General features: G+C 65.5%; 14 protein-coding genes. All 14 read left to right on the top strand.

All coding sequences use genetic code 11. The features are described 5' to 3' along the window. Positions 1 to 248: hypothetical protein (locus SX243_18880; protein ID MDY7095044.1), on the top strand; the 248-nt coding region annotated here is incomplete at its 5' end. A 113-nt stretch (positions 249 to 361) separates the two neighbouring features. Beyond that, positions 362 to 2,869: a DNA translocase FtsK 4TM domain-containing protein gene (locus SX243_18875; protein ID MDY7095043.1), complete on the top strand. Its 2,508-nt coding sequence runs from the start codon at positions 362 to 364 to the stop codon at positions 2,867 to 2,869. 32 nt (positions 2,870 to 2,901) lie between these two features. Then, on the top strand, positions 2,902 to 3,873 hold the full coding sequence (gene fmt / locus SX243_18870; GenBank protein MDY7095042.1) for a methionyl-tRNA formyltransferase: 972 nt from the start codon (positions 2,902 to 2,904) through the stop codon (positions 3,871 to 3,873). A 23-nt stretch (positions 3,874 to 3,896) separates the two neighbouring features. Next, positions 3,897 to 5,330, top strand: coding sequence for a transcription antitermination factor NusB (locus tag SX243_18865; protein ID MDY7095041.1), 1,434 nt, complete (start codon positions 3,897 to 3,899; stop codon positions 5,328 to 5,330). A gap of 104 nt (positions 5,331 to 5,434) precedes the next feature. Further along, positions 5,435 to 5,716 carry an HU family DNA-binding protein gene (locus SX243_18860; protein ID MDY7095040.1) on the top strand — a complete coding sequence of 94 codons (282 nt, stop codon included), beginning with the start codon at positions 5,435 to 5,437 and terminating at the stop codon, positions 5,714 to 5,716. A 492-nt stretch (positions 5,717 to 6,208) separates the two neighbouring features. Further along, complete coding sequence (gene moaC / locus SX243_18855; protein MDY7095039.1) at positions 6,209 to 6,688, top strand: cyclic pyranopterin monophosphate synthase MoaC; 480 nt, start codon at positions 6,209 to 6,211, stop codon at positions 6,686 to 6,688. Further along, positions 6,685 to 7,941, top strand: coding sequence for a DUF1343 domain-containing protein (locus SX243_18850; GenBank protein ID MDY7095038.1), 1,257 nt, complete (start codon positions 6,685 to 6,687; stop codon positions 7,939 to 7,941). Before moaC ends, SX243_18850 begins: the two co-directional genes overlap by 4 nt. Further along, positions 7,938 to 8,372 carry a hypothetical protein gene (locus SX243_18845; protein ID MDY7095037.1) on the top strand — a complete coding sequence of 145 codons (435 nt, stop codon included), beginning with the start codon at positions 7,938 to 7,940 and terminating at the stop codon, positions 8,370 to 8,372. Before SX243_18850 ends, SX243_18845 begins: the two co-directional genes overlap by 4 nt. A gap of 356 nt (positions 8,373 to 8,728) precedes the next feature. After that, positions 8,729 to 9,835, top strand: coding sequence for an alanine--glyoxylate aminotransferase family protein (locus SX243_18840; protein MDY7095036.1), 1,107 nt, complete (start codon positions 8,729 to 8,731; stop codon positions 9,833 to 9,835). A 53-nt stretch (positions 9,836 to 9,888) separates the two neighbouring features. After that, a complete protein-coding gene (gene serA, locus SX243_18835) occupies positions 9,889 to 11,469 on the top strand; it encodes a phosphoglycerate dehydrogenase (GenBank protein MDY7095035.1) in 1,581 nt (526 codons plus the stop codon). Between the two features lie 112 nt (positions 11,470 to 11,581). Further along, entirely contained in the window at positions 11,582 to 12,697 is a 1,116-nt protein-coding gene (locus tag SX243_18830) for a D-alanine--D-alanine ligase family protein (protein MDY7095034.1), read from the top strand. 169 nt (positions 12,698 to 12,866) lie between these two features. Next, entirely contained in the window at positions 12,867 to 13,079 is a 213-nt protein-coding gene (locus SX243_18825; GenBank protein ID MDY7095033.1) for a hypothetical protein, read from the top strand. Next, positions 13,076 to 13,672, top strand: a complete 597-nt coding sequence (locus tag SX243_18820; GenBank protein MDY7095032.1) for a nucleotidyl transferase AbiEii/AbiGii toxin family protein — start codon at positions 13,076 to 13,078, stop codon at positions 13,670 to 13,672. Before SX243_18825 ends, SX243_18820 begins: the two co-directional genes overlap by 4 nt. 1 nt (position 13,673) lies before the next feature. Beyond that, positions 13,674 to 17,126 (top strand): hypothetical protein, encoded by a 3,453-nt coding sequence (locus SX243_18815; protein MDY7095031.1) that lies wholly within the window; start codon positions 13,674 to 13,676, stop codon positions 17,124 to 17,126. Positions 17,127 to 17,172 lie beyond the last annotated feature (46 nt).

Raw genomic sequence — 17,172 nt, 5'->3', positions numbered from 1 at the left:
TCGTCGGCTTCGAGCTGCGGCCACCGCCGCTGCCGCCGGAGCAGATGGAGCAGTTTCGGCACACCGTCAACCTGGCCTTCGCGCAGCGACGCAAGACTTTGCGCAACTCCCTCGGGGCCGGCTGGGGCAAGGAAACGGCGGCGGCGGTGTTGGCCCGGGCGGGCATCGATGGTGGCCGGCGGGCGGAGCAGCTGGGACTGGAAGATTTCCTCCGCCTGACTGCTGCCGTTCGCGAGCTAACCCCTTAAAGTGTTAGAATTCATGGATATTTAGCGGCGTAACCCTGAGGTAACGCTTGAAGCTTTGGGGGTGGGCCGTGCGCGGCAACTCCCAGCGGACCCCATTCGAGATCCGAGGAAACGTGTCGGCCGTCATCACAAAAAGCTCCCCCAAGAGCAACGCCAAGAGCCGTTCGAAGAGTCAAAAAAGCAGCTCCAAGGCTGCGGGCAAGAGCAAGAGCTCTACCGGAGTCGTGCGGCTGCGGCTGCCCAAGGAGAAGGGCAATGAGCTCTTCGGCCTGACCTTGCTCACCGTCAGCGTGCTCTTGGGACTGGCGCTGGTCAGCTTCCACGTCAACGACCCCAGCGTTTTCCACCAGCCGCCCTTCGATGATGCTCCGGTGCGCAATTGGGTCGGGCCGGTGGGGGCGCAGGTGGCGGCGGTGCTCTTCAACCTCTTCGGTATCACCTGCTTGCTGGCACCGGCGCTGCTGATGCTCGCCGGCTGGCGGCGGGTGCGCACCCAGCTCCACGAGCATGCCCTGGGCCGGGGCGTCGGCGTTCTGATCCTGCTGGCGACTCTGCCGGCGGTGCTGCAGCAGCTTCTCGGCGCCATCACCTGGCGCGGCGGCGAGCTGGAGGCGGGGGGTGGTTTCGGCACCCTCATCTACCAGGGACTGGCCTCCCAGCTGAGCTTCGTGGGCACCCTGGTGCTGCTGCTGGCGGGGGTGGTCATCGGTGCGACGCTGATGGTGCAGAGCACTCTGGCGGACATCCTGGGGGTGCTGCGGGAGCGCCTGGCCGGTGGCTGGGAGTCGGTGCGTCTGGCCTGGGAGCGGCGCAAGGAGCGGCGAGACAAAGAAGCCCGGGGCCGCGAGCGGGCCAAGCAGATGGAGCGGGTGGCGGAGAAGCAGCGCAAGCGGCTGGAAGAAGCGGTGGAGGAGGCGGTGCCGGCGGTGGAGGCTCCGCCGCCGCGGGTCACCGAGCGCAAGGGCTCGGGCGGCTTCGCCGTGCGCCGGGTGAAGGGCGAGCCAACCCGGGACGACGAGGCGCCGCCGGTGAAGGCCCCTGCCGCCAGCGCCTCCGGCGGCAAGAGCCCCGCCAAGAGCTCCGCCTCCGGGGTTCCGCAGAAGAGCTTCGAATTCCCCGCCGGGGACGGCGACGGGGCGCTGCCGCCGGTCAATCTGCTGCGCATGGAAGACGGCAGCAGCAAAGTCGACGAGGACGCCCTGATCCGCCTCGGTGAGGCCATTCGCAGCCGCTGTCAGGAATTCGGTGTCGAGGGCAACGTGGTGGGCATCCACCCGGGGCCGGTGGTGACGGTCTACGAGTTCCAGCCGGCGCCGGGGGTGAAGGTCAGCCAGATCGTCAACCTCCAGGACGACTTGGCCCTGGCCCTCAAGGCGGAGGCGGTGCGCATCGACCGCATCCCCGGGCGCTCGACCCTGGGTATCGAGGTGCCCAACAAGGATCGCTCCATCATCCGCCTCGGCGGTCTCATCGCACGTCAAGAATTCGACAAGGCGGGCTCGGTGCTGACCATGGCCCTGGGCACCGACATCGGCGGCGAGCCCTACTACGCCGACCTGGCGACCATGCCCCACCTGCTGGTGGCCGGCGCCACCGGTGCCGGTAAGTCCGTGGGCCTGCAGTCCATGATCACCTCGATCCTGTACAAATCCCGCCGCGAGGACGTGCAGTTCATCTTCATCGACCCCAAGCGAGTGGAGCTGGGGGTCTACGCCGACATCCCGCACCTCAAGACCGAGGTGGTGGTGGACCCCAAGAAGGCTGCCAACGCCCTGCGCTGGGCGGTGGGGGAGATGGAACGCCGCTATCGCCTGCTGGCGGAGGTGCACGTTCGCTCCATCGCCTATTACAATCAGGTGATCCGCGATCCCCAGGTGCAGGAGCGGCTGGCTCTGAGCGACGACGACGAGATGGACGTCCAGACCGAGGACCTCCAGCCCATGCCGTATTACGTCATCATCATCGACGAGCTGGCGGATCTGATGATGGTGGCCTCCTCGGAGGTGGAGACCTGTATTGCCCGGCTGGCGCAGATGGCGCGGGCGGTGGGCATTCACCTGATTATCGCTACCCAGCGGCCGTCAGTGGACGTGCTCACCGGCACCATCAAGGCCAATTTCCCCTGCCGGCTGGCCTTCGCCACCACCACCCGCCACGACTCCCGCACCATCCTCGACCAGGTGGGATCGGAGAAGCTTCTGGGCAAGGGCGACATGTTGTTCATGGCCCCGGGCACCTCGCGCACCGTGCGTCTCCACGGCGCCTACATCACCGAGGCGGAGACCGCCGGTCTGGTGCGCTGGCTCAAGAAGCAGGGCAAGCCCCAGCTCGATCCGGAGGTGCTCAAGGACACCAGCTCCAGCTCCAGCAGCGGTGCCGGCGGCGGCGACGACGACGGCGACGAGCTCTACGACGAGGCGGCCCGGCTGGTGGTTTCCGAGGGCCAGGCCTCGGCCTCCTTCCTCCAGCGGCGCATGCGGGTGGGCTTCTCCCGGGCCGCCCGGCTCATCGACATGATGGAGCGCGACGGCCTGCTGGGGCCACCCCAGGGCAGCAAGCCCCGGGATGTGCTGGTCAAACCCGACTTCTTCGAGGAGATCGACGCCGCCCAGGAGGTCTGAGAGCCCTCCGGGCCGCGTGCTAGAGTCCTCTCATGACCGCCGTGGACCGCATTCTCTTCTTCGGAACCCCCGAGTTCGCGGTGCCTACCCTGGATGCCCTGGTAGCGGCGGATCGGCGGCCGCTGAGGGTGATCACCCAGCCGCCGCGGCGCGCCGGCCGGGGGCGCAAGTTGCAGCAGCCGCCGGTGGCGCTGCGGGCGGAAACGCTGGGCCTGCCGGTGCTCCAACCGCCGAAGGTCAAGGCACCGGATTTTCTCGACCAGATGGCGGCGCTGAAGCCGGATCTGGCCATCGTCATCGCCTTCGGACAGATCTTCCCCAAGCCTTTGCTGGAGCTCCCCGTGCACGGCTGCATCAACATCCACGCCTCCCTGCTTCCCGCCCATCGCGGCGCCGCCCCCATCCAGGCGGCCCTGGCCGCTGGGGATGCCATCACCGGGGTGTGCACCATGGTGATGGAGAAGGGCCTGGACACCGGACCGGTGCTCTTGCGAGAATCCACCCCCATCGCCGACAGCGACACGGCGGAGACCCTGTCGCTGCGGCTGGCGGAACTCGGCGCCGAGTTGATGATCCGCACCCTCGAGGCCTTGGAAGAAGAGACTCTGGTGCCGACTCCTCAGGACTCGGCCCTGGCTTCCTACGCTCCGCGCATCCAGAAGGACGACGGCCGCATCGACTGGAATTCGAGCGCCCGGGACCTGTGGTTGCGGTCCCGCGCTTTCACCCCCTGGCCCGGTCTCCACGCCACCCTCGGAGACCAGCCGGTGAAAATCCTGGAAGCTTCCGTAGTGTCCGGAGAGGAAGCACCGGAAGGTGTCTCTTCAGGAGAGGCCGCCGCTCCGGGTACCTATCTCGGCCTGGTGGGAGACCGGATGGCGGTGCGCTGTGGCAGCGGCACCGTGCTCGGTGTGGGATCCCTGCAACGCCCGGGGCGCAAGGCGCTGACGGCCCGGCAATTCGTCAATGGAGAGCGCCTGGAGCCGGGCCAGCGCTTCGGCTGATGGCCAGCAGAGGACTCAAGATCATGGCGAGGCGACGCGTACCCGCGGCCCGCCCCGGCCGTTCCAACGCCGGCGGCGGTGATTCCGGGCGTCGGCGGCGGATGACCATCCGCCGCTCGCCCCAGGACAACGTGCGCGTTGCGGCGGCCTGGGTGGTGGAGCGTACCCTCGCCTCCCTGGCCCCTACGGACTCCTTCCTGGCGACGGTGCTGGAGCGCTACGACGAGCGCGATCAGGCGCTCCTGCGGGAGCTCGTCTTCGGCACCCTGCGCTGGCTGCGGCGCATCGACCAGGTGATCACCGACGCCAGCAGCCGCAGCTTCGACGACATCGAGGACGTGCTCCACGCTCCCCTGAGGGTGGCGGTCTACCAGCTTCTCTTCCTCGACCGCATTCCCGCTCATGCGGCGGTCCACGAGGCGGTGGAGCAAGCCCACTGCCTGACCCACCGCGGCGCCGCCAGCTTCGTCAACGCGGTGCTGCGGCGCATCGCCCGCAGCCCGTCCCTTGACGAGTGGCCGGTGCGGGAGCAGGATCCGGTGCGCCGGCTTGCCATCGAGTACAGCCACCCGGACGTCTTGGTGGAGCGCTGGATGGAGCGGCTGGGAGAGACTCGTACCCGCGAGCTGCTGGTCGCCAACAACCGACCCAAACCCCTGCAGCTCCTGGCCTTCCGTCACCTCGGCGGCCGCGAGGTGCTGGCGGAGACCCTCATCGACGAAGGGATCGAGGTGGAGCCCTCGGCTCTCTCACCGGTAGGAGTGACGGTGCGCCGGGGTAATCCTTTCAACACCCAGGCGTTCCGCCGCGGCTGTTTTTACATTCAGGACGAGATCAGTCAGATCGCCGCACTGCTGCCGCCGCCTCGGGCCGGCGAGCGCATCCTCGACGCCGCCGCGGCGCCGGGGGGCAAGAGCTTCGCCCTCAAGGCCCAGCAGCCCGAAGTACGCTTGACACTCTCTGACGTCTCACCGGCCCGGACCTTCCAATTGCGCTCCAACCTCCAGCGTCTGGGGCTCGACCTGCCGACGCTGACGGCCAACGCCAAGGCTTTCCCCGCCGCCGGGGAGCCGCTCTTCGACCGCGTGGTTCTGGACTTGCCCTGCTGTGGCACCGGCACGCTGCGCAAGAACCCGGAGCTCAAATGGCGCATCAGCGAGCGCGAGATCGGTCGACTCTCCCGCCAGGGTCGGCGCATGATGCGGGCCATGGCCCCACTGGTGAAGCCCGGCGGCTTGTTGGTGGCCATCACCTGCTCGCTGGAGCAAGAAGAGAACGAGGCGGTGGTGGAACGGTTCTTGAATAAGAATTCGGAGTTCGCACCGTTGCCTCTGGAAGAGGTTCTGGAGGCACCCTTGGTGCGCTGGGTTGCCGGGCCGGGTTTCTGGCGCGTGCTACCCGGCGGTGATCACGACGGTTTTACCGTACACGTGCTCCAGCGGCGGAAAACCCTGTAATCAGGGCGGAAAGCGCGGGTGTTTGTGTTGACACGTGTATTGCCGATCCCGTATCTTTGCCCCCTGTCGAAACCGACATAGACCCAACAACAAGGAGAAAAAGTATGGCTGGTAAAGCTGACATTGTGGATGCTGTTGTCGATTCTGTGGATGATCTCACCAAGAAGCAGGCCGCCGAGACCTTCGACGCGATCTTCGAGGTCATCACCGACACCCTGGCCGATGGCGAGCGGGTCTCCGTTCCCGGCTTCGGTAGCTTCAGCATTTCCCACCGCGCCGAGCGTCAGGGCCGCAACCCCGCTACCGGTGCGAGCATGACCATTCCTGCCAGCAACCAGGTGAAGTTCAAGGCCGGCAAGGAGCTGAAGGAAGCCGTCAACGAGTAAGTTGACCTTCTAGACTCTCTCTTTTGCCTCCCTTCTAGGTTGCATCCCCCTATCCTCTTCCAGGACCAGCGATACCGGATCTGTTGACGTCTGATGTCGGTGCTCGGTGAGCGGTGTGCGAGGACGCCCCCGGCGTTGTCGCCTCCGCCGCCTCCCTTGCTCTGAGCCCCTCCGTCTCCTCGACTCGAGAGACCGGGCAGCAGTGGCCGAGGGGACCGGCCGGCATCCGGCGGAGTCTTGCCGTCTAGAATCGCCCACCAACAGTCCTGCACCGCGGAATGGGGGCAGGAGGACTCGAAGAGCCGGGCCCTGAGAATCTGGGCCGGCTCCTCTGAGCTTGCCGGTCGTCCCAATGGGGCGGCCGGCTTTTTAGATGGTGGCCGCTTTCAGGCACGCTGCAGACGATTCCGTGGGCCGAGAGCTCGGCTGCCCGACCCTGCTAAGATGCGGAGCTTCGTGCCCAACGCCGGAAACCCAGAGTTGGGAGAGACCATGACTCAGACCCCCTTCAGCCATCTCGACGCCCACGGTGAAGCCCACATGGTGGACGTGTCCGCCAAGGCGGTGACCCGCCGGGTGGCGGCAGCGTCCTGCCGGGTTCTGCTGTCGGCGGAGACCGTCGCCGGATTGGCGGAGCTGCCCAAAGGCGACGCCTACGCGGTGGCGCGGCTGGCCGGTATCCAGGCGGCCAAGCGCACCGACGAGCTGATTCCCCTGGCCCACACTCTGCCCCTGGACCGGGTGGAAGTGGAGATCGAGGCGGTGGAGGATGGAGTCCGGGTGCGCAGCGAGGTGGTGGTCACCGGCCGTACCGGCGCCGAGATGGAGGCTCTCGTAGCTTGCTCCACGGCGGCGCTGGCGCTCTACGACATGGTCAAGGCCATCGAGCGGGGAGCGGTGGTGACGGACCTCCAGCTGGAGCGCAAGAGCGGCGGCCGCAGCGGCGATTGGGACCGCTCCAAAGAGTCATGAGCCGAGGCGTCACTAGCCGGAATGGGGTGATCACCGGTCTCGAAGCGCTCCTGGCCCGCAGCTCCGAGCTCGCCGGCCGGCGCTACGCTCTGCTTGCCCACGGAGCGTCTGTAACCGCCGATCTTCGCCCCGCACACCTCGCCCTCGCCGCCAGCGGTCACCCGCCGGCGGCGCTGATGGCGCCGGAGCACGGGTACTACGGCGTCGAACAGGACATGGTGGCCGCTGCCGGCGGCGAGGATCCCTGGACCGGACTGCCGGTGGTCTCCCTCTACGGCGACGACGAGGGCTCCCTGCGCCCAGATCCGTCAGCCTTCGAAGGCCTCGATCTGCTGGTGGTGGATCTCCAGGACATCGGCAGCCGCTACTACACCTACGCCGCCACCGCCGTTTGGGCCGCCGAAGCCGCTGCCCGGGTCGGCTGTGAAGTCTGGCTGCTGGACCGCCCCAATCCCCTGGGCGGTGAGGTGGTGGAAGGCAACCTGCCGGAACCCGGCTACGAGAGCTTCGTCAGCGCCTTCCCCATCCCCGTGCGCCACGGTTTGACCTTGGGGGAGATCGTGCTGCTGGAAGCTCGTTCTGAGAGCTCCGAGGGTGGCTTCGAAGACGCCCTGCGGATCTGGTCCATGGAAGGCTGGCGGCCGTCCATGACCTGGTTGGAGACCGGCTTGCCGTGGGTAGCGCCGTCCCCCAACATGCCGACCCTGGACATCGCCCGGATCTACCCCGGCGGCTGTCTGGTGGAGGCGACGGAGGTCTCCGAGGGCCGCGGCACCACCCGGCCGTTTCAGCTGACAGGGGCGCCGGGAGTGGATCCGGTGGCCCTGGTGCAGCGGCTCACCGCCGCTGAACTCCCGGGAGTACGCTTTCTGCCCACCTACTTCCGGCCGCAATTCCAGAAGCATGCCGGCGAGGTCTGCGGGGGAGTGGAGATCCTGGTCACCGACGCCGGGGCTTTCCGCGCCTACCGCACCGGGGTGGAGCTGCTGGCGGCGCTGCGGGAGGTCGCGCCGGAGGCTTTCCGCTGGCGCTCGAAGCCCTATGAATTCGTTTCCGATCGCGCCGCCATCGATCTTCTCGCCGGCGGCCCCCGGCTTCGCCAGGCCTTGGAAGGGCCATCCTCCGAGAGCAAGGCCGAGCTGCAAGCCTGGATCGACTCCTGGCCCGCCGACGAGGAAGCCTTCCGCCGGCGGTGCGCGGAGATTTATCTCTACCCGCGGCAAGGCCGCTCTGCTCAGAAAGTCCAGCCATGAAGCGCGTCCATCAGTTGCGGGTCGAAGTGGATCCGGAGCATTTCCAGCCCCTCTTCGACACCGCCGCCGCCGCCGGCCTGCGCATGGGCTGGCTGGAGCTTCCGAGCACCCTCGACGACCCCACTCCTTTGCCACCGGCGCTGGAGCAGGCTGCCGGTTCCGGGGCCCTACGAGCGGTCTCGGCCGAGCCCGGCCGCACGGTGACGGTGAAGCCTCGCCGCGGGCCGGCGGTGCTGGAGGATCTGCTGCGGGAGCATTTCCGCGGCTGCGTCCTGGTGCTGATCCGTGGCGAGGCCCCCGTGCCGAGCCTGCGACTCGACGAGAATCGCGGTGCTGGTCATTGGGTCGTCTCCTCGCTCGACGGCACCGCTTTGGCCCTCACCACCGAGGAGCTGGTCGCCCGGCTCCGCAAGCCTCGGCCGTGGAGTTGAAAAGCTGTGGTCTCGAGATTCCGCCTGGCCTCTCCCCACTTGGACGACAAGCGTAAGTGGCTTCAATGTTGAGAGGACCATTGGTCGTGAGTTGGGCTGAGCTGAGCGAGGACTCCGAGGCGCCCGGCGCAGACACGAGCGGTCGCGGAAAAACGCGCAGAGCTGTTTGAGCGTAGCGAGTTCTCTGCGCGCCGAGACCGCTCGCTAGTCTGCGTCGGCCAGCAGCGCCGAGGCCCGAGCCAGCTCAGCCCAACTCACGACCTTCCGCCCCTCCGTTGACCCGCCGCGGCAAGCGATGCCACAATGCGGCATAGAGGCTTTATCGACGCTTTCCCGTACCGTTGAGCTCTCCGATCATGGCTCCCGAACGCATCCAATTCTTCCTCCCCGGCCCGGCTTATGTACGGGAAGACGTGCGCCAGGCCCTCACCGGTCCGGTGATGGGCCATCGCTCCGCTGGCTTCCAGGAGATCTACCAGCGGTTGGAGGAAGGCCTGCCACAGCTCTTCCGCACCTCCGGCGACGTCTTCATGGCTTCTTCCAGCGCCACGTTGGTGATGGAGGCGGCGGTGGTTTCGACGGTGCAGAAGCGGGTGCTCAACCTCACCAGTGGGGCTTTCTCCGAACGTTGGCACGAGGTCTGCCAGCTACACGGTCTGGAGGCGGATCGGGTGGCCGTGCCCTGGGGGCGGGCCGTCGATCCGGAGCTGGTACGCGCCGCCCTTCGGCGCAACAGCTCGGGACGGGGCCAGTACGAGGCCGTCACCCTGGTGCACAACGAGACTTCTACCGGCGTGGTCAACCCGGTGGAGGAGATCTCCCGAGTGGTGCGGGAAGAGAGCGACGCTCTCCTCTTGGTGGATTGCGTCTCCTCCCTCGGGGGAGCGCCCTTCGAGACCGATGCTTGGGGCGTGGACATCGCCCTGGCCGGGGTACAGAAGGCCATGGCTCTGCCGCCGGGACTGGTCCTCTTTACTCTCTCCGAGCGTGCCGCCCGCCAGGCCGAGAGCGTGCCCCGCCGCGGCTTCTACACCGACGTTTTACGCTACCGGGACAGACATCGCGGCCACGGCCCCATCACCACACCGGTGGTCTCCCTGGTCTACGCCCTCGACTTCCAGCTGCGGCGCCTCTTGGACGAAGGGGTAGAGGAGCGCTGGCAGCGCCACCGGCGGATGCAACAGCAGACCCTGGAGTGGGCCGAGGCCCGGAACTTTGGCTGCGCCGCCGAGGCGGGGGCTCGTTCCTGGACCGTCACCTGCCTGCGGCCCCCGTCGTCCTCGAGCACGCCCCTGAGCGCACCCCAATGGGTGGCGCAGCTGGCGGAGCGCGGCTACACCGTCGCCTCCGGTTACGGCCAGTGGAAAGGAGAGACCTTCCGCATTGGTCATATGGGGGACGTGCAGCCCGCGGACCTGGAAGCCCTCTTCGCCGTCATGGACCAGATTCTCGAATCGTCATAGACCTTTTGTTTCCCTAGCTTTTTCCGATCAACTCCCGACAAGAGGTACTCATCGTGGTTTCCATTCTGATTTCCGATCCCCTGGACGCTTCCGGCGTCGAGCGCCTGCGCGCCAGCGGCGCCCACGTGCACCTGATGACGCCGGAGGAAAAACCCCGGCTGAAGGAGATGTTGCCGGAATACGATGCCCTGGTGGTGCGCAGCGGCACCAAGGTCACCGCCGACGTGCTGGCGGAAGGCAAGAAGCTCCGGGTGGTGGGCCGAGCCGGCATCGGCGTCGACAATGTGGACGTGGAAGCGGCTACCGAGCGCGGCATCCTGGTGGTCAACGCCCCCACCGCCAACATGATGTCGGCGACGGAGCATACCTTCGCTCTGCTGCTGGCCCTGGCGCGCAAAGTGCCGCCGGCGGACGCTTCCATGAAGAGCGGTACCTGGGACCGCAAGAGCTTCGTCGGCACCGAGCTGCAGGGCAAAACCCTGGGCGTCGTGGGCTTCGGCCGCATCGGCCAGCGGGTGGCCCGGCGAGCGCGGGCCTTCGAGATGAAGGTCCTCGCCTACGACCCCTACCTCGATGAGGCGGTGGCGCGGCGGGAAGAGGTGGAGGCCCTGCCGCTGGAGGAGCTCTTGAAGCGTTCCGACGTGGTCACCCTCCACACGCCCCTCACCCCCCAGACCCGCAACCTGCTCAACGCCGAGCGGCTGCGGCAAATGAAGCGCGGAGCCATGCTCATCAATTGTGGCCGCGGCGGCACGGTGGACGAGACGGCGCTCCTGGAGCTGCTGGAAGAAGGTTATCTGGCCGGCGCCGGCCTCGACGTCTACTCCAACGAGCCGGTCACCGACTTCACCCTCGCCCGTCATCCCAACGTGGTGGCCACCCCCCACATCGGTGCCCAGACCCGCGAGGCCCAGCTGCGCATCGCCAGCGACACCGCCGAGATGGTGCTCAAGGCACTGGACGGCTCGTTGGCCATCACCGCCGTCAACCTGCCCTTCCGTTCCGCCGGCACCCGCGGCGAGCTGCTGCTGGGCCTGGGACAGCAGCTGGGCAAGCTCGGCTCCTTCCTCCTCGGCGGCAAAGTGCAGCAGGTGAAAGTGGTCTTCTGGGACATCGACGAGAAGCTGCACCATCCCCTGGGGGTCGCGGCTTTGAAGGGCGTGCTCACCCCGTCTATGGCCGAGGGCGTCAACTACGTCAACGCCGAGCACGCCGCCGCCGCCCGCGGCATCAAATTGCAGCGGGTGATCAACCAGCGCCACGAGGAATACACTCATCTCCTCGGAGTGCGAGTGGAGGGGCCGGACGGCTCGGTGGACATTCAAGGCACGGTCTTCGGCGAGCGCGACGCGCGGGTCGTCTACTTCCGGGGTTTGCGGCTCGAATTCCGTCCCGAAGGCCAGCTCCTGGTGCTGCGCAACCACGACGTGCCGGGGGTCGTGGGCAAGCTCGGGACCTTCCTGGGCGAGGCCGGTGTCAATATCGCCGACATCCACCTGGCCCGGGAGCCAGGGCAGTACGCCGTGGCTGCTCTACGCCTCGACGGCGTGGTCTCCCAGGAGCTTGGAGACAACCTTCAGGCCGCCATGCCGGAGGTGCTGGAAGCGAAAGTGGTGGATCTGGGCACGCCCTGATCCCGGCTTTCTTTCGCCCCTCGTTGTCGGCACAATAAGCCTCTGAGGACCGGCGCCGAGGAGACTGTTCGCTCCCCGGTCCGGCAAACCGATCTGGGGAAGGAGCCCGAGCATGGCGAGCGAGATATCCCGCGTAGGACTGGTCTTCGGCGGCCGGAGCGCCGAGCACCGCGTGTCCGTTGACTCCGCCCACACCGTGGCGGCGGCCCTCGCCGAGGCGGGCTTCGAGGTGGTGCCCCTGGGCATCGATCCCGACGGCCGCTGGCTGCCGCCGGAGGTCTCCGCGCCGGCGCTCGCTGGAGACATCGACGAGCTCCCCGCCGCCACCGGCTCCATCCTCTCCAGCATCCGTCACCTGGTGGAGAGCGGTGCTCAGGTGCTCTTTCCCATCGTCCACGGCAGCTGGGGGGAGGACGGCGCCCTTCAGGGCCTGGCGGAAATGCTCGACCTGCCCTACGTTGGCGCCGACGTCCCCGCCAGCGCCGTCTCCATGGACAAGGTCCTGTGCAAGAACGTGTTAGAGCACGCCGGCGTGCCGGTGGTGGAGTACCGCGCCTTCAGCCGTCATCAATTCGAGGGGGACTCGGCAGCTTGGGTTGCGCAGCTGGCGGACGTCCCCCTGCCCCTCTTCGTCAAGCCCGCCACCGGCGGCTCCAGTGTCGGCGTGCGCAAAGTCGCCGAGCGCTCCCAAGTCGCCGACGCCCTGGCCTTCGCCTTCCGATTCTCCGACCGCGTCCTGGTGGAGCGCGGCGTCCAGGGCCGCGAGCTCGAATGCGCCGTCCTCGGCCACCGTCAGCTGCGCGCCTCGGTGATCGGCGAGATCGTCGCCGGCGGTGACTTCTACGACTACGCTGACAAATACCTCGACGGCAAAGCCCAGCTCCTCGCCCCCGCCGACTTGCCCTCGGGCCTCCAGGAGGAGCTTCAGGCTCTCGCCATCGAAGCCTACGCCGCAGTGGGTGGCAGCGGCCTGGCGAGGGTCGACTTCCTGGTAGAGGAGGCCCCCGACGGCACCCACCGCTGCTACGTCAACGAGATCAACACCCTCCCCGGCTTCACCGCCATCTCCATGTACCCCCGCCTCTGGGAGCTCTCCGGCATCCCCCGCCCCGACCTCGTTCGCCACCTAGTTCACCACGCCCAAGAACGCCACGACGACCGCCGCCGGCTGGATCAGGGGATCCATGAATTCCTGGGGGAGTTGGAGGCTCGGGCTTCGAAGGACTGAATTCTCCTGCCGGCATGGCGCCTTTTGGCGCCTAGCCCGCCGCTCGCTTCTGGAACCGCCGAGAAATTTCGTGCTGTTTTTGTTGGTGGCGGATAGCTGCTTGTTTCTTGGGGAAGGTCCTTCTCAACTAACCCTCCGGTAGCTCTCGGGGCCGCGCTAGAATTTCGGTATGAGTTCCGATATCGACCTGAAAGCTGAAGGAATCCGTCTGGCCCTCGAGCTTTCCGACGCCGCGGAGCAGATCATGCGGCAAAATCTCCGCCGCCGGAATCCCGCGGCCACCTCCGATGAAATCGAGCAGCTCCTCGACGATTGGTTCTGCAAGAGAGACCAGCAGATCGAAGGGGATTGGGTCCGTCGGAGGGCGCTCGATTCCCCATGAGACGCCTCGCCGCCGCCCTCGGCCATATCCGTAGCGAGCTCGACCGGCTCCAGCTCTCCTGGGCATTGGTTGGGGGCTTGGCCATCGCTGCCTACATCGATCCTCGCACCACCCGCGACGTGGATGTTGTGATTGCCATCGACGGAGATGCTCAGGCCGAGGATCTTGCCCGGACTCTCGAAGCGCGGGGATATCAATTCAAGGAAGATGGGGTGCTGGAGCACCGGGATACCGGGCGAATGATGGCCTTGCGGTTGATCGCGCCGGGGCGTCTCGGGGATTTGGTTCTGGTCGATTTGATGTTCGCTTCCTCCGGGATCGAACCGGAGATCGCTGGCTCCGCCGAGGCGATGGAGATCTTCCCAGGGATTCCCGTTCCTGTTGCCCGCAAGGGCCACCTCATCGCCCTCAAGGTGCTCGCCAGCCGGCCCCAGGACGAGGTGGATGCCAAAGCCCTTCTCGCCACGGTCACTGCCTCCGACCTCGACCTCGCTCGCCGCTCTCTCGTCCTCATCGACCGCCGGGGCTATCACCGGGACAAGGATCTTTCGGGACTCTTGGAGACCTGGTTCGCCGAAGTTCGGAGGGACTGACGTGCCTCCTGCCCGAGATCCTGTCTACCAGGCCATCCTGAAGGCTCTGGACGAGCTACCCCGAGATCGCGGCCAGCAGTTCGAGGACTGCATGGCGGATCTTCTGAGTGAGGTCTATCCGGGCTTGGTGCCGGTCCGTGGGGGGGGAGACTTTGGCTACGACGGGGCCATGCTCGACAAGGCAGGCGAGCCGTACCCATTGGTCTCCACCATCGGTCAGGACGTTAGTGGCAATCTGAAACGGAACCTCAAGCAAGCCAAGAAGCGCTTTCCAGAGGTTTCCAAGGCGGTCCTGGCGACCTCGCAAGCACTGACTCCCAGACGCCAATCGAACCTCCGAAATCGAGCCAAGGAGCTGGGTTTTCGACTGGAGCAGATCTACGAGCGCGAGGCAGTGGCTCAGCTGCTGTATTGGAACCCTCCTTGGCGCAAGGATCTGCTAGACGTTTCGGGCGCCCTTCCGGCGCTCTCCGTGTATCCACCTTCCACCCGCAGGCACGTGGAGATCGAGCTGGTTGGGCGAGAGGAGGATCTGGAGTGGCTCCAGAATTCTTCAGGAGATCGCATCCTCAGCGGCCAGCCGGGCTCGGGGAAGAGCTACCTGCTCTACTACCTGACCCGAGAGGGTTGGGGACTCTTCGCCGCTTCTGATTCGGCTGAGCGCATTCTCGACACCTGGCGCGAGCAGCAGCCGGCGGTGATCATTCTCGATGATGCTCATTTTCGACTGGAGCTACTCGAACAGCTCATCCGGGCTCGACGGGAAAGCGGGGCCGAATTTGAGTTGGTGGCTACCTGCTGGCCGGGGTATGAAGACCAGGTCCGACCACCACTCCAAGAGGACGGCTCCCAGATAGAGACTCGAAGTCTCGAGTTGCTGACCCGGGACGAGATCCTCACGGTCTACCGAAACCTTGGAGTGGTAGCGGATGACAGCAGTCTGCGCTGGTTGGTCACCGAGGCGGACAACCGGCCTGGATTGGCGGTTCTTATCAGCCAACTCTGGCTGGCGGGAGAGTGGCAAAGTGTGGTCGATGGAGACGCTTTGCGGGAGGCTACGCTGGCCAGGCTTAGGGGCGCGGTCAAAGAGAAGCTTGTGCCACAAGTTCTGGCCGGATTCGCTGTTGGCGGGGACGTGGGCATGTCCATGGAGGCCGTCACCAGCTGCTTAGAACTAAGCCCGACGGAAATGCAAGAACTCTGTGGAAGGCTTGGGTCAGGAGGCGTTCTTCGAGTCGGGAGGGAGCGGCTCTCAGTTTGGCCGCGGTCGCTACGGGTAGCGCTGTTAAAGTCGGTTTTCTTTCGCGGGGATGCTCTTGATCTCCCGATCAAACCCTTTCTGCAAATGGCGCCTTCGCTTCCGAGCGTCGCTGAGACACTTGTCTTGGCTGCTCGCTCGGGAGTCTCAGTCGAACACAGCCTGCTTCGAGAGCAAGTGCGGCAGTCTGGCAGTCCAGTGGCCTGGCAAGGCATGTTGGCCATGCCGCAACATACTAAATGGGTCGTGTCGAACCTCCCAGGGCCTAGGTTGGGAGAGATTGCAGCTTCGCTCGACTGGGGTGACCCTACGATCACAATCCAACAGCTCTTACTAGAGGCTGTCCCCGCACCTGGGCAGTTGCATTCATATCCTTATCACCCTCTGCGGGTCCTAGACGATTGGGCCAAGCAAATTGGAGGAGTGAGGTTGGGAGAGTTCATCCAGAGAAGAAGGCAAATTCTGGAGCAGGTCGACGCTTACCGTAGGAAGGACGGCAGCAACGAATTGGTTGCCTTCCAGGCTACTCTTAGCGCGTTCACACTTGAAATCGAAGATTTTAGTCGGGGAGCTGGGTCCCAGGAGGTGCTAAACGTTAGATGGAGGCCCTTGTCCTCCAGGGAGGTCAAGGAGCTGGGCGGACTGTGGCAACAGTTTGGCAAGCAGCTCTTCGATCCCATCCCTAATGAGCTCTGGCAGGATCTAAAGGTATTACTCTGGCAGTGGATTCAGCCCGAGGCTGTGGTCCCGGATCACGCGCCTAGCGACGAGCATGCACAAGTGATCCAAGAACTGGCCCAGAGGATGATTCATGATCTGTGGCAAGTGGAGGAATTGGGGCCTGGTGTCCGATCAGATCTTCGATACCTTGCCGCGGAAATTGACCTAGAACTGGTTTCTCCTGCCGATTCTCCCGTGGAGACATTCGACCTGCTGTTTCCGGGGGATATGTACTACCGGGACGAAGAGCAGAGTGAGTCGGATCGGCCCTTGCAACTCAAGATGCTCGCAGAAGATTGGCGGTACAGACAGCCAGACGAAGTTGCAGAGGAATTGGCGACCTACGAAGTCGAGGCTGAGAGCGTAGGGCGCCGATGGCCCCGCCTGACCACCGAACTCGCTGCCGAGCTGGCGACTCAGATTGAAAAGCCACTGCTCTGGATTGAGCAATTCCTAGAGGAAGAGCTCCCTGTGGATCTGCTCAGGCCCTTTCTCCAGCGGATCGTCGAGGGAGACGATGAAGAGAGGGAGCAGCTGTTGGAGCGGCTACTCGATGAGGATCAATATCGAGCGGAGGCACTGCGCTTGGGGCTGCAGGCTCCTAACCTGTCGCAGCAGCTCTTGGATCGGTTGCTGAGTGAAGCGGTTAGACATCCCCACGTGGTAGAAGGGCTGATCCAGGTCGGAAAGGCATCCGAAGAAGTCGTCCGTTTCTGCCTCGATCAGGACGACAATTCGTTAGCACTGGCAACGGCCATTGGTCTCTGGAGTCGGGAGCCGGAGGGAGAAGTCCCCGAGGAGCTTCTTGAAGATTGGCGGAGGGCCATTCTTGAAGCGAAGGGGCCGGTCTATGATCGTGCTTCTGAGACTGGAGGTTTCGAAGGGAGCATTCCACTAGGCGAGGATTCTGCCTACGGACTTCGCCGCATTCTGACGAAAGAGCCCCGGTTGGCCGAAGCTTGGCTACGGGCCAGGCTCAAAGACGATGAACGGTGGAGGCCCAGCTCTCTGAAGCTCTTCGAGGGAGCGCTCTCGGTTCTCTCCCCTGCTCAGCGGGTCGGGCTGCTGAGGGTCATGCCGGATCGCTATCCATGGACCCAGCTGGTGCAGGGAATCGTGGAGGAGGCCCCCGAGGTCTACGAGGCTCTTCTCGATCAGAAGCGCTTGGAAAGCTTGCACCTTAGGCCTCTCGGCGGCCTGCCGAAGCAGACTTGGCTGGCTCTAGCGGAGCAAGCCCTAAGCAAGGGGTTCTCTCCAGAGGAAGTAGCCCGGGCGACGATTCATTCAGGCCCTCATGCGTTCTATGGCTACGGCCAGGAATACTGGGCCCGCTGGACCAAAGCCTTCGAAGAGCAGGAAAAGGCGGCCACCAACCCGCAAGTCCAAGCCGCAGCCAGAGCCGGCAAGGAGATGGCCGAACGGCGGATCAAAAAGGCTGAGAAAGCAGAACGAGCCGCCGCCCTAGGCCGAGACTAAGCGCTGCGCGGTTCTACCCCCCACCCACCGGCAACCTCCGAATCAC

The sequence above is a fragment of the Acidobacteriota bacterium genome, assembly GCA_034211275.1.
In the GTDB taxonomy this organism is placed as follows: domain Bacteria; phylum Acidobacteriota; class Thermoanaerobaculia; order Multivoradales; family JAHZIX01; genus JAGQSE01.
The sequence above is the reverse complement of the archived record's forward strand: the minus strand, read 5'-3'. Positions and strand labels throughout refer to the sequence as shown.